Annotated in this window: 10 protein-coding genes and 1 pseudogene; 2 read left to right on the forward strand and 9 right to left on the reverse strand. The window is 69.3% G+C overall.

Annotation, left to right across the window (positions count from 1 at the left end; genetic code table 11):
- The first annotated feature begins 445 nt into the window (after positions 1 to 445).
- Complete coding sequence (locus VGB60_RS10355; RefSeq protein WP_331038182.1) at positions 446 to 2,914, forward strand: TonB-dependent receptor; 2,469 nt, start codon at positions 446 to 448, stop codon at positions 2,912 to 2,914.
- A 10-nt stretch (positions 2,915 to 2,924) separates the two neighbouring features.
- Here VGB60_RS10355 and VGB60_RS10360 read toward each other — a convergent pair whose 3' ends face one another.
- The 3 genes from VGB60_RS10360 to VGB60_RS10370 form a co-directional block, all read right to left on the reverse strand.
- Positions 2,925 to 3,185, reverse strand: coding sequence for a DUF6894 family protein (locus VGB60_RS10360; protein WP_331038183.1), 261 nt, complete (start codon positions 3,183 to 3,185; stop codon positions 2,925 to 2,927).
- A gap of 54 nt (positions 3,186 to 3,239) precedes the next feature.
- Positions 3,240 to 3,500, reverse strand: coding sequence for a hypothetical protein (locus VGB60_RS10365; RefSeq protein WP_331038184.1), 261 nt, complete (start codon positions 3,498 to 3,500; stop codon positions 3,240 to 3,242).
- A gap of 105 nt (positions 3,501 to 3,605) precedes the next feature.
- Complete coding sequence (locus VGB60_RS10370; RefSeq protein ID WP_331038185.1) at positions 3,606 to 5,684, reverse strand: family 1 glycosylhydrolase; 2,079 nt, start codon at positions 5,682 to 5,684, stop codon at positions 3,606 to 3,608.
- Between the two features lie 255 nt (positions 5,685 to 5,939).
- Between VGB60_RS10370 and VGB60_RS10375 the strand changes: the two genes are divergently transcribed.
- Positions 5,940 to 6,146 (forward strand): hypothetical protein, encoded by a 207-nt coding sequence (locus VGB60_RS10375; protein WP_331038186.1) that lies wholly within the window; start codon positions 5,940 to 5,942, stop codon positions 6,144 to 6,146.
- A 21-nt stretch (positions 6,147 to 6,167) separates the two neighbouring features.
- On the opposite strand, the gene VGB60_RS10380 is transcribed toward VGB60_RS10375, so the two are convergent.
- The 6 genes and pseudogenes from VGB60_RS10380 to VGB60_RS10405 all read right to left on the reverse strand — a co-directional run.
- The gene (locus tag VGB60_RS10380; protein ID WP_331038187.1) at positions 6,168 to 6,875 is read right to left on the reverse strand and encodes a hypothetical protein; all 708 of its coding nucleotides are present in this window, start codon (positions 6,873 to 6,875) and stop codon (positions 6,168 to 6,170) included.
- 85 nt (positions 6,876 to 6,960) lie between these two features.
- On the reverse strand, positions 6,961 to 7,086 hold the full coding sequence (locus VGB60_RS10385) for a hypothetical protein (RefSeq protein WP_331038188.1): 126 nt from the start codon (positions 7,084 to 7,086) through the stop codon (positions 6,961 to 6,963).
- Between the two features lies 1 nt (position 7,087).
- A complete protein-coding gene (locus VGB60_RS10390) occupies positions 7,088 to 8,899 on the reverse strand; it encodes a DUF885 domain-containing protein (protein ID WP_331038189.1) in 1,812 nt (603 codons plus the stop codon).
- A 16-nt stretch (positions 8,900 to 8,915) separates the two neighbouring features.
- Positions 8,916 to 10,718: a DUF885 domain-containing protein gene (locus tag VGB60_RS10395; protein WP_331038190.1), complete on the reverse strand. Its 1,803-nt coding sequence runs from the start codon at positions 10,716 to 10,718 to the stop codon at positions 8,916 to 8,918.
- A 31-nt stretch (positions 10,719 to 10,749) separates the two neighbouring features.
- Positions 10,750 to 12,606 (reverse strand): DUF885 domain-containing protein, encoded by a 1,857-nt coding sequence (locus VGB60_RS10400; protein ID WP_414644511.1) that lies wholly within the window; start codon positions 12,604 to 12,606, stop codon positions 10,750 to 10,752.
- A gap of 266 nt (positions 12,607 to 12,872) precedes the next feature.
- Positions 12,873 to 13,446, reverse strand: a pseudogene (locus tag VGB60_RS10405) (PDZ domain-containing protein); the annotation flags it as partial.

Consider the following 13,446-nt stretch of genomic DNA (forward strand, 5'->3'; position numbering starts at 1 on the left):
CGACTGTTCGTGGATGCGCATCAGCAGACCAGCGTCCCGGGCCTCTACAGCGCAGGCGACGTCGTGCGCGGCCTGAACCAGATCGCCGTGGCCACCGCGGAGGCCGCCGTGGCCTCGACCGCGATCCACAATGCATTGCGCGAGGCGGACGGCTGGACGGTCCGCTGATCAGGCGAGCCGGCGCGGAATTCCGGCCCGTACATACTCCGTCAGCACCACGCGGCACTCTCTCGAAATCCACCTGAACAATTCGGCCCCTCCGTCTGGCCGGAACAAGTCATCGGCCCCGCGACGGGTTCCACGTCCCGAGAGGTCCAAATGGGTTAACGGCCGCCGACGTCCAAGCGAGTGCTTCTGCGGCCCCGCCGACCGCAGCGAAGATCGTGCTTGACCCGGCTACTGCTCCGCTACAGCATGCAACATTGTATCATTCGGGGGGCCGACCGTGCACATTTTTTCCAATCGCGCAGCCTTGTTGGCGTTCGCCTCCGCGGGCGCTCTTCTACTCCACGCGGGGACGGCCGCGGCCCAGCAGACGACCCCGCCGCAGGACCCTGAAGCGACCGAGGTGGACGAGGTCATCGTCACCGGAACGCGGGTGGCCGGACGCACGCGCCTCGACACCATCGCCCCGGTCGATGTGATCTCCAGCGAAATCCTGGAGCGCCAGGGTTCGACCGAACTGGCTCAGGGACTGGCCAATCTGGCGCCGTCGATCAGCTTCTCTCGACCGTCGATTACCGACGGAACCGACACGGTTCGACCGGCCACCCTGCGTGGCCTGGCGCCGGACCAGACGCTGGTGCTTATCAACGGCACGCGCCGTCACACCTCGGCGCTGGTCAACGTCAACGGCTCGATCGGCCGGGGCTCGGCGGCGGTCGACCTGAACGCCATCCCGTCCATCGCCATCGACCGCGTGGAGGTCCTGCGCGAGGGCGCCTCGGCTCAGTACGGCTCGGACGCGATCGCCGGCGTGATCAACCTGCGCCTCCGCGAGGCCCGCTCGGGCGGCGGCGCGGCCTTCACCTACGGCCAGTACTTCACCGAGTTCGCCACGGCCCGTCTACCGGCCCGGTCGGAAGAGGACGGCCAGACCTTCACCGCCGCCGGCTGGCAGGGTCTGCCGCTGGGAGCCGAGGGCTTCCTGACGGTGTCGGCCGAGTACCGCGACCGCAACCCGACCAGCCGCGGCGACCTCGACCCGCGTCTTGCGCCGCGCCCGGCGCGCATCACCAGCCGCTATGGCGACCCGGAGACAACCGACGCCACCCTCTATCTCAACGCGGGCATTCCGCTGCAGAACGCCTTCGAACTGTACGGCTTCGCCGGCTACCAGAAGCGCGAGGCCGAGAGCGCGGCCACGCCCCGGACCTGGAACAACCCGAACAACGATCTGAACGTCTACCCCGACGGCTTCCTGCCGCTGATCGCGCCGACCGTCGACGACTTCACCGTCGGCGCCGGCCTGAAGGGCCAGATCGCCGGGTTCGACATGGACCTCAACCTCGTCTTCGGCAGCAACGAGGTGGCCTACCGGGTGGAGGACTCGATCAACGGCTCGCTGGTCCCGAACTCCCCGACCAGCTTCGACGCGGGCGGCCTCGCCTATGACCAGTTCGTTCTCGGGCTGGACCTTGTACGGCGCTACGACGTCGGCCTGTTCGAGCCGCTCAACGTCGCGTTCGGGGCCGAGGCCCGCCGCGAGCATTTCGAAATCTTCGCCGGCGAACTGGCCTCTTACCAGTTTCTCCCCGGCCGGCCGGGCACGGGCGCGGGTTCGCAGGGCTTCATCGGTTTCCGCCCGTCCAACGAGGTGGATGAGAACCGGCATTCCTTCGGCGTCTATCTCGACATCGACGCCCAGGTGACGGAGCGGCTCAACCTGAACGGCGCCGTCCGGTTCGAAGACTTCTCGGACTTCGGCAACACCACGACGGGCAAGATCGCCGGACGATACGATTTCAACGACGCCTTCGCCATCCGCGCCGCCGCGTCCACGGGCTTCCGCGCGCCGGCGCTGCAGCAGTCCTATTTCACCGCGACCGCGATCAACTTCATCATCATCGGCGGCGTCAGCACCCCGGTTGAGGTGACCACCTTCCCGGCCACCGACCCGGTGGCCCAGTCGCTCGGCGCGCGCCCGCTGCAGGCCGAGGAGTCGACCAACTTCTCGGCGGGGATCGTCTTCCGCCAGGGTCCGTTCGAGCTGACGGTCGACGCCTACAAGATCGAGATCACCGACCGCATCGTGTTGTCCGAAAATCTGCTGGGCAGCCCGACGGGGAACGCCACGTCCCAAGCGATCTACAACCTGCTGAACCCGCCCGGATCCAGCGGCTCGGTCGGCGGCGGCCGCTTCTTCATCAACGGCGTGGACACCACGACGGAAGGCGTCGACATCGTCGGCCGCTATCGTCGGGACTACAGCGACACTGGACGGATCGATTTCACCCTCGCCGCCAACCTGAACACCACCGACGTCACCCGGGTGCCGGCGATCCCGACGGGGGTGCCGATCCCGAACCCGCCGATCCTGTTCGACCGCATCAACGTGCTGACGTTCGAGGAAGGCACGCCGAAGGAGAAGTTCGTCTTCACCGCGGACCTGTCCGACGGTCCGCTCGGCGTGACGTTCAAGACCCAGTATTTCTCCGACGTGCTTCACCCGTTCAGCAACACAAACACTGCGTTCGACGTGCACACCGGGGACAAGGTGCTTCTCGACTTCGAGGGCCGGTACGATTTCAACGACCGGGTGCAACTGGCGATCGGGGTCAACAACGCGACCGACGAATATCCGGACTTCACGCCGGCCGCCGTCAACTCCAACGGCGCCCTGGCCTTCTCGAACTACTCGCCGTTCGGGTTCAACGGCCGGTTCGTCTATGGCCGACTGAGCCTGAACTGGTGACGACGGGCTCCTAGGGCTTGGGCGGTTCCTGAGGTGAAGTCCCGGGATCGAAGGTCGCCGTGGTCGTGAGCACCGCGACGAGCCGGCCGGTCCCGTCCTTCACGCTGACGGTGAAGACGCCCTCGCGCCAGAACTCGTCGGCCCGGCTGGGGAGGATTTCCGTCAGCACGTCCAGCGCGACCGACCGGGCCTCGGCGATGCCCGGCAGGTCCTCGCCCTCCTCGTCTCTGTAGTGCGAACCGTCGGCGGCGTGGAAGTGGTAGCGGGGCATCGGCGTTAGTTGGCTGCAGCGTTTGAGTTCACTAGGTCGCGCGCCTGGCGGCGGTCAGTTCGGGAATCGGTCCGGCAGCGCGCGGAACTGGGGCCCTGACCGTTCCGAACCGGCCTGGCACAGGAAGCGGTAGCCGTCGCCAGGACGCGTGCGGACATCGAGCAGAGCGTCCGCCCCGCTCGTCGCCCAGGCCATGGCGAGCTGGCGGGCGGTCCGTTCGGCCCGCGCGCCGCTCGAGAACATCAGCGGGGCGGACAAGCCGTCCGACCTGACGATCCACCATTGCCCCGAGGGCCGCACTTCGACTGTCTGCATGGCGTCCTGCGGGCGTTGAACTCGACGGCACTCTAGCGGCGACGGGCGCTCCCCGCCCTGACGCAGGTTAGGGGTTCACGACCGCGGCGCGGTTTTGGGACAATCCTATTCTCCGGCCTCGAACCTCGTTTCATCGGAGCGCCGCTCGATCGTCAGATAGCCGTCCCGAGCATGACGCCGCTCGCGGACGAAGCGCTCGACGGTGGTCTCGCCCGGCGGCAGGTAGCTGGCGGCGAGCGGGGGCGCGGCGGACGCGGAGGATCGGGCACGCTGCCCTTGGCGCACCAGGTCGGGTTCACAGCCCACGACCGCCGCGGCTGCACGGGCGAAATCGAGCTCGCTCCAGGTCTCGGGTGCGTGCAGGTCGAAGACGCCCGACGCGCCGTCGAGCAGCAGATCCAGCCCGGCGTCGACCACGTCGGGGCCGTAGACCGCGTCCCAGGCCTTGCCCGGGTCCGCCGTCACCGACTGATCGTCCAGAAGCCGGTCCACGATCGACGTCGCGGGTCCGTCGTCGTCGGGCGTATAGATCGGGCGGCAGCGCAGGATCAGCGTCCTTCCGGCCACCAGCCGGGGCGTTGCGCCCTGATGGGAGAACACGGCGCAGGGTACGTCCGAGGCGTCGCACAGATCGGGGATCCGCGTCGCACTGGCCCCCTTCTGGCGTTCGCGCGCATCGATCACGGCCCAGGGGCCGCAGTCCTGGAGGTCGCGTCGACTGCCGTTTTCGCTGATGGCGTAGTGCAGACCGCGCGCCTCGCACGCGAGCGTCACCAGCCGGCCCAGGGCCGTGCCCGCCCCCACGATCATCAGCGCGGGCGGAGCCTCCGGGTCACGCAGCGAAACCTCGTAGCGGTGCGGGCAGGCCTCCGACGCGCCGTCGATCAGGGCGCTGCGCCGCCACCAGCCCGGCGTCCGAAGCACGGGCGACGACGGCTCCCGCCCCGCCGCCAAGGACTCGAGAACCCGGCTGGCGAGCGTCGGACGCGGCTCGCCGGACCGCACGTCGAACACGCCCGGCTCGTAGTGGCCGATGAACCGCGTCACCATCCGGTTCCAGTCGTAGGCGCCGAGCAACGACCAGGCGGTGACGGCCCGCAGGTCGACGCCCTCGGTTCGCAGCTCCTGCGCCTGACGCCACACGTCCACGAGCCAGCGGGCCTGTTCGTCGCGCGTGGCGCCATTGTGGCACTCGGTCACGGCTATGGGGATGCCGTAGCGCTCCCATGCGTCGCGCAGCAGGCGTTTGAGACCCAGCACGCCGGCTTCGCGGTGGCGGATCGCGTCGACGTCGACGAACTCGAGCCCCTCAAAGACGCCGGTCGCCTGATCGGCGACCGACCGATGGCTGTGCAGCCGGACCCTGTGGTCCAGCAGCCGCTCGCTCGAGAGATAGTGGTTGATGCCGATGATGTCGGGCGGGCACGGATCGTCGGCGATCATCCGCAGCCGCGCCTCAAGCCCCGCGGCGACCAACCGGTCCCACAGCGGGTGTCCGGGCACGACCCGGCCGCACAGCAGGTCCCAGCCCATCCAGCGGCGCTCGTTCTGGAAATCCGCCTCCCGCTGCAGCGGCGCCGTCGCGTGGCAGAAGCCCAGGTCGTCCGTCTGGATCAACCGCGCCTGCGGGTTCACCGCGCGGATGGCCTTCATCGACAGCCGGGTGGCGTCGATCTCGTTCAGCAGCGCCACCCAAAAGGCGGTTTCATCCAGGGTGTGGGGGTACCAGTAGCCGTACAGGGCGCTGAAACGGGCGGTGGTCAGGGGCTCGTTCACCGGCGTCCAGTCGGTGATCCAGGGATAGCGCTCGGCGACCGCCTGGGCGTGTCGCGCCAGCCCCGGCGCGAAGCTCTCGTCGAGCAGGCTGGTGTATCGGGGCCCGCTGCCGTGGTGGCACAGGGTCACGATCGGGTTCATGCCCAGTTCGCGGATGCGCGGCAGGCGCTCGTCCGTCCAGCGCCAGTCGCGCTCCTCAGGCCTGTCAGGCGAGATGCGCTCCCACAGCGCCGGGTATCTGAGGGCGCGAATGCCGAGTCCGGCGAACAGGTCGAGGTCCTCGGCGCGGTCCTGATGGCCCGACCGCAGTGTCTGGTCGAACCACTGGTCCCCGACGCGATTGACCGTACATTCGTAACCGCCCCACAGGGCGAGCGATGGCGAAGCTGTTGTGACTGTCGAGGGCATGATGGGTCAGACTTGTGGAACTCGCCCCTCCAATCGCGGCGACATGTCTCCAGTTCCACCCAGAGCCTAAGTCCAGTACCCGTCACTTGAGTTGTGACTCTTTTCGCGATCAGTAACTGTCGCCATGCGATCGCCTTCTCACCAAGAAACACGGGCCAATCCATGATCTAAACCTCTAATGCTCAACGTTGCATCGCCGACACAGGAACCAACATGCTCCGATCCTCTTCAGCAGGAAGCAACGGAGACGAGCCAGTGAGCAGGTTTACAGTCAAATTTCTTGGCGCCGGCACCGGGCCGCTGCGGTCAGAGTCCGTCGCGGCGGACGACGCCATGCACGTCGGCCGGCTGGCCGCGGGACGGCTTGGAAGCAGCCGGGTCTTCACCCGAGCCCAGGTGTTTGAGGGACAGGACCTCAGGCTGGAGGTCGACAGGGCCGGCTATCGCAGAGTGGCGGGCTGAACGACCCCGCCGTTCACCCCGTCAGGGGCCGTAGAGGGCTCCGACGACGGTTATCGCCGTGACGATCAGCACGGCCGGCACGAAGACAATCAGCATCCCGAGTAGAAGCTGCACAAACCGCCAAAGCGCCTGACCGCCGGAGGTCCACCAGCGGCCCTTGCCCATTCGCAGGAACAGGACCGCCAGAATGAGGACGGTCAGCACCGGCGATGCAGCCCGAACCGCCGGGACGAACAGCGCCGCCAGACCGAACGCCGCGCCGTAGATCGACCATCCGCTGACATAGGCGAAAGCCTGTCCGCTGCCGGCCGCGCGCGAGCCGGTCCAGCGCCTGAAGAGGAAGGCCAGCGGCAGGTAGAGGAACAGACTGATCACGGGGATCGCAGCCAGCGAGTACCACTGATCCAAATCGCCGAGGAAGGCGTCGCGGCTCTTGCCCGAGGTCTGCATGGCCCAGGTGATGAATGGCTCGGGGAGGGCCGCGAACTGGCTCTGGAATCCGCCGAGCACGGTGACCAGCACCAGGAAGATTCCGTTCCAGGTGAGGAAGTACCGCAGCGACCGGGGATAGGGAGAATCGGGTTGGCCCTGCGCCGCTGCGACCGCGCCGGGATTCAGGATCAAATCGCGGGTCATGCGTATCTCGGGCGCCCCGAAGCCGGTCGCGTCTTCCGCGACGTCCCTCAGGGGACGGCTCCGCTCGCCGTCCGCAGGCTTCTGGTTTGACATCGCGAACTCCCCCGAGCCACGAAGCTAGTCGGGGATCAGCCGCGGCTCAAGCGAACCGATCCGGCGGGCCTCCCGGTGTGCGGCCTCAGGCGTTAACGACGAACCGCAGCACCGCCCAAACCACGAAGGCGGCGGCGAACAGCAACAGCATATAGTTGCGGAATCGCGTGTTCGCGCTCGGCCCGTCTCCCGGCTCGCGGTCCTCACTCATGTCAGGCCGCCCCTGTTCCACGCATCAACCCCTCGAGCACCTTCAGCGGCACTGAGCCGTTCAGCAACACGGCGTCGTGGAAGGCCTTGAGGTCGAAGCCAGGCTTGGCTTCCGCCTCGGTCCGCAGCTGCGCGATCACGGTCTGGCCGAGCTTGTAGGAACAGGCCTGCCCGATCGAGACGCAGTAGCGGTCGATCTCCTTTTCCGCCGACTCCGGCGGCTCGCCGCACTCGTCGATCATGTAGCGGATGGCCTGATCGCGGCTCCAGCGCTTGTGGTGCAGGCCGGTGTCGACCACCAGACGCACGGCGCGGAACAGATAGGACTGCAGATAGCCGATCCGGCCCAGCGGGTCCCCCGCATAGACGTCCAGATCGTCCGCCGCGACCCGTTCCGCGTACAGCGCCCAGCCCTCGTTGTAGGCGGAGTTGCCGGCGATGCGGCGGTAGATCGGCAGGCTGCCCGCCTCGCGCGCGACGGTGATCTGGAAGTGATGCCCGGGGCTGGCCTCGTGATAGGTCAGCGTCGGCAGACCCCATTTCGGCCAGTTCGCTGTGTTCGACAGGTTGATGTAGTAGGCGCCTGGCCGCGAGCCGTCGAGCGAGGCGGCCTGATAATAGCCGCCCGGCGCGCCCAGCTCGATCGAGGGCGGGACGCGCCGGATCTGCACCTTGGCGCCCGGCAGGGTATTGAACACGCGAGGCAGCAGCGGCTCCAGCTCGGCCATCTGCTGGTTCAGCGACTCGATCAGCTCAACCTTGGCCTCGTCGGTGTTCGGCCACAGGTATTGCGGGTCCTCGCTCAGGGCCTTGATGCGGCTGCCGACCGAACCCTCGGCCATGTCCATGCCCTTCAGGATGGTGTCTATCTCGGCCTGAATCTCGGCGACCTGCCGCACGCCGATCTGGTGGATGGTCTCCGCGTCGTAGTCGGTGGTGGTGTAGGCCCGCAGGGCCAGCGCATAGACGAGGTCGCCCTGCGGCAGCTTCCACGCCCCCGCTTCCTCGGTCGCCCGGGGCCGCTGCGCCTCGAACACCGCGATCTGGCGGCCGAGCGCCGGCTTCACCTCGTTGTCGACAATGGCTGCGGCGCGCGCGCCCCAGTCGCCGGGAAGGCTCTTCTCGCCCGTCTTGCGGACCAGCGCCTGAACCATGGCCATGTCGGCGGCGGGGGTGTCACGAAGCGTCCGCAGCTGGGTCAGCGTCTTGTCCATCAGGAAGGACGGCAGCATCACGCCCAGCCGCTCGTCGGCGACGATCCGCTCGTTCTCCTGATCCAGCACGCGGGCGAAGGCGGACAGGCGCGACAGGAAGGCCTCGGCGTCGGCCGAGGTCTCGACCCGGTGCTGGTTGGCCATGAAGTCCGGCACGCTGAAATAGGCGCCCGACCGCTGCGTCACCGTGTAGGGGCCGATGCCGCCGCCGTAGGGGATGTCGGCGGCCCGGGCCGCGCCCTCGGCCGTGAAACGATAGACCGCCAGCGAGACCTTGGCCTGATCCGAGAGTCCCTCTTCGGTCACGGTCTGAATCTCGGCCCAGCGGGCGCGGGCGCGCGCGCGGTCGGCCTCGGCGTCGCGCAGGCCGACCTGCCGCAGCTGACCCGCTAGCGGCGCGCGGGCGTCCCGGTCGAGGCCGAGGTTGGTCGCATACTCCGGCGACAGGTCGACGTTCTCCTCGAACCACCGTGTCAGCACGGCGTCGAGCCGGGCGTCGGCGGTCGAGGCGGGCGTCTGGATCGCCGCCCGCGCCGGCAGGGCTGCGATCAGCCCGGCTCCGGCGGCGGTCAGCATCAGGCGGCGGCGGTCGAGGGTCATGCGGAGCTCCGGAACTTCAGGCGGTCATCGCCGCGCGGACGCGGCGTTCGAGAATCGTCAGGGGAATGTTGCCGCCGTCGATCACGGCGGCGTGGAAGCGCTTAAGGTCGAAGCCGGGCAGCGCCTGCATCTCGCCGCGCAGGCGGGTGATGAAGGTCTCGCCGATCTTGTAGCTGCAGGCCTGGCCGGGCGCGACGCAGTAGCGTTCAACCTCGGCCTCGTTCGGATCGCCGAGGTTTTCGGTGAAATACTGGATGGCCCGCTCGCGGCTCCAGTCCTGCTGGTGCAGGCCGGTGTCGACCACCAGCCGGCAGGCCCGGAACAGGAAGCTCTCCAGATAGCCGATGCGGCCGAACGGATCGCCCTCGTAGACGCCGAGTTCGTCCGCCAGCCGCTCCGAATACAAGCCCCAACCCTCGCCATAGGCCGAGAAGCCGCCAACGCGGCGATAGATCGGCAGTTCGCCCGCCTCTCGCGCCAAGGCCCCCTGGAACAGGTGGCCCGGCGCCGCCTCGTGATAGGTCAGGGTCTTCAGCGTCCAGCGCGGCCACTCCGCCGTGTCGCGCAGGTTGATGTAGTAGATGCCCGGCCGCGAGCCATCGAGGCTGCCGCCCTGGGCGTAGCCGCCCGGCGCTCCGGCTTCGATGGCCGGCGGCACGCGCCGGACGAGGAAGTCGTTGCGCGGGATGCGCGGAAACACCTCGGGCATTCGCGCGCGGATCGCCGCCATCTCCCCGTTGACGAAGGCGAGTAGCTCCTCGCGTCCGGCGTCGGTGTTGGAGAAGCGAAAGCGCGGCTCGGCCCGCAGCGCGCCCAGGCGCTCGGCCACCGTGCCCTGGGTGTAGCCCTCGCCGCGCAGCAAGCCGTCGATCTGCGACTGCAGGTCGGCGACCTGCTCCAGCCCGATCCGGTGGATGTCGTCGGGCGAATAGTCCGTGGTGGTGAAGTTGCGCAGGTTCAGCGCGTAATAGGCCTCGCCGTCCGGCACGCGGCGCACGCCCGCCTGATGGCTGGAGCGGGCGCGATGGGCCTCGACCTCGGCGATCTGCCGGCCCAGCGCCTCGCGCACCGGTCCGTCGAAGATCGCCGCCGCGCGCGCCCCGGGATCGGGCAGGCCCTTCTCCAGCGCCCGGCGGGTCAGCGACCGGACCATGGCCTGTTCCGCGCCCGGCTGGTCGCGCAGGGCGGCGAGTTGCAGCCGGGTCTTGTCCAGCACGAAGTCCGGCGCGATCACACCCATGCCGGCGTTGGCCCGCATCCGCTCGGTGTCCTGATCCAGCGCGGTTGGGAAGGCCTCCATCCGGCTGATGAAGGCTTCCACATCGGCGGCGTCGTTGACCGGGTGGGTGCTGTCGAGGAAGTCCGGCACGGTGGCGTAGGCGCCGCCCAGCTGGGACACGCCATAGGGGGTCTGCCGCCAGCCGTCCGGCGTGTGCCAGGGGAAGCGGGCGTAATCGACCGCCAGCTCGCGCTGGAACAGGGCGACGTCGTAGCTCAGCCGCGCCTCGGTCGAGAGGGCGGCGGCGTCGATGGCCCGCAGCTGCGCCAGCCGCTCGCGGTTGCGCCCGGCCTCGGCCTGATAGGCGGCGACGGAACGGTCGGCGAGCTGGCCGCGCTGTGCCGCTCGCGGGCCGACGTCCAGCCCGAGCGAGGTGGCGCCCTCGGGTGTGCGGTTCAGACCGTCCTCGAACTGCGCCGTCAGAAGGGCGTCGAGCCGGGCGTCTTCCCCGCCCTGCGCCACCTTGGCGAACACAGGCGGAGCCAGACCGGCCGCGGTCACGGCGAACGATGAGGCCAGCAGGCGGCGGCGGTCGATCATGGGTGTCCCCGGTGCTCAGTTGTCAGGCGGATCAGGCGCGGCGGCTGGCGATCCAGTTGTCCACGACCCGCTCCAGCACGGTCAGCGGCACGCCGCCGGCCTCGAGCGCGGCGTCGTGGAAGCTCTTGATGTCGAAGCGCGGGCCGAGCTGGGTCCGCGCCTTCTCGCGCAGCCGGACCCATTCATTGTGGCCCACCTTGTAGGCGCAGGCCTGACCCGGCCAGGCGCAGTACCGTTCGACCTCGGAGGTGGCGGCCCCCTCCTGATCGCCATAGGCCTCCATCATGTACTGGATGCCCTGCTCGCGGCTCCAGTTCTTGGAGTGGATGCCGGTGTCGACGACCAGCCGGGCGGCCCGGAACATCAGCGACTGCAGGTAGCCGATCTGCCCCGCCCAATCGCCCTCGTAGGCCCCCAGTTCGTCAGCCAGCTGTTCGGCGTACAGGCCCCAGCCCTCGCCGTAGGCCGAGAAGAAGATGGTGTTCATCAGCATCGGAGCCGAGGGGCTCTCCTGCTGCAGGGCGATCTGCAGGTGATGGCCCGGCGACGCCTCGTGATAGGTCAACGTCGGCAGGGTCCAGCTGGGCCACTCCGCCGTGTCCTTCAGATTGATCCAGTAGATGCCCGGGCGCGAACCATCGAGGCTGGGGCTGTTGTAGTAGCCCAGCGGCGCCCCCTGCTCGATCGCCGGGGGCACGCGGCGGATTTCGGCGGTCGCGCGCGGCAGGCGGCCGAAGGCGTTCGGCAGGCGGGCCTGCATCGCCGCCATCTGTTCGTTCAGCTTGCCGATCAGCTCGGTCTTGCCGGCGTCGGTGTTCGGATAGACGTATTTCGGATCCTGACCCAGCGCCTGGATCCGCGCGGCGACGGAGCCCTGCGTCAGCCCCTGCGCCTTCAGCAGGCCGTCAGCCCGCGCGCTGAGTTCGGCGACCTGCGCCACCCCGATGCGGTGGATCTCGTCGGCCGTAAGGTTGGTGGTGGTGATGTAGCGCAGGCTGTTGGCGTAATACTGCTCGCCCTGCGGCAGGCGCGCCACCGAGGCGGCGTGGCCGGCTCGGGACTGGACCGCCCGAAGGGCCGCCGTCTGCGCCGTCAGGGCCGGATAGACGCGGTCCGCCAGCAGTCGTTCGACCCGAGCGCCCCAGTCGCCGGAAAGGCCCTTTTCGCCCGTGCGGCGCACGATGGAGGCCACCATGGGGGACTGGCCCGGCGCCGTGCCCGAAATCGCCGCCTGCTGGGCGATGGTCTTGGCCAGGATGAAGTCCGGCGGCACGATCCCGCGTCCGAAGTCCTCGCGCATCCGCTCGGTCTCGGCGGTCAGCACGTCCGCCAGCATGTTGACGCGCGAGACATAGGCCTCGGCGTCGGCGGCGGTCTCGATGGTGTGCTGGGTGTCGAGGAAATCGGGCGCGCTCTGGTAGGCGCCGCCCAGCTGGCTGACCCGGTACACCGCCGGCCAGCCGCCCTGTCCGTAAGGGACGGCGTAGGTGGCGATCACGGCGTCGTAGTTGGCGACGAGGGTGTCGTAGCGAATGGCGTCCATGCCCGCGAGCCGCGAGCGGTCGATCCGCGCCAGCTCCGCACGGAAGTCGCGGATCAGCTGTCTGTTTTCCTCCTCCTCCGCGAGGGTCGGCACGCTAAGCAGAGCCTTGGCCCCGGCGCGCGCGCCCTTGTCGAGGCCGAAGCCGGTCACCGCCTCCGGCGAGGCGTCCAGCGTCCGCTCGAAGGTCCGGTCCATATAGGCGTTGAGCTGCGCCGCGACGGACGGGTCGGACGCGGTCGCGGCCGCGCCGGAAGCGCCCGTGGCCGGCGCGGTGGTGGCGCACCCGGACGCCGCGAGACCGGCTCCGGCGGCGGCGGTGAAGAGCAGGCGGCGGCGGTCGATCATCAGGGGCTCCTCGGCGGCGGAGACGGACACTCGCCCGCCGCCCTCCGGTCTGGCAAGCGGCTTGGGCGTCAAAAGATCACCGCACAGGGAGGCGCCTCCCCGTCCTTCCGGGGCTGGTCCGGCGCAGCCGGGACAGAACCCGGAATCCAGGGGTCCGGGCGAACGGGGTCCGGCGCGGCGTCGCCTGCGCCCGGTCGCCTGGGTTCCGGGTCCCGCTGCGCGGCCCCGGAAGGACGAGTCAAGAGGTCCGATCCTTCCGTCGAACCCTAGTCGGTCGGGGCCCCCAGCCAGGCTTCACGGAAGGCCAGTTGGTCGGCCGACACCGTTCCGCCCGTCGCCTCCGCCCGGACCAGCTCGATCGACGGATCGCGGGCGAACAGCAGCCTCGCCGTCCGCTCCACGCCGCGCTGGATGAAGCGGATTTCGACCTCGTCCCCCGGCTTGGCCGCGGCGAGCGCCTCGGTCCAGACGGCCTGGCTGTCGATCGCCCGGTCGCCCAGGCGGACCAGCTGATCGCCGCGCTCGACCCCCGCGACGTACAGCGGCGTTCCGGGCGCGGGTGCGCCGGTCAGGCGCACGGTCGAGCCGGTCGCCTGCGTGTTGGCCGACCCGATCCAGCCCCGCTCCGCGTTCCGGGGCCGCAGCACGACGCCGGCGCGCGCCAGCAACGGTCCGAAGTCGGGCAGATCGCTGTTCACGACATGGGCGGCGAAGAAGGCGTCGGCGAAGGCCGGATCGCGCGTGACCTCGGCAAGGCCGCGGCGCAGGTCGTCCGGCGCATAGGGCCGCTCGTTCACCCCGTGCGTCCGCCACAGGTGGCGCATGTAGTCGTCCAGCGTG

The organism is Brevundimonas sp., assembly GCF_036399195.1.
Classification (GTDB): domain Bacteria; phylum Pseudomonadota; class Alphaproteobacteria; order Caulobacterales; family Caulobacteraceae; genus Brevundimonas.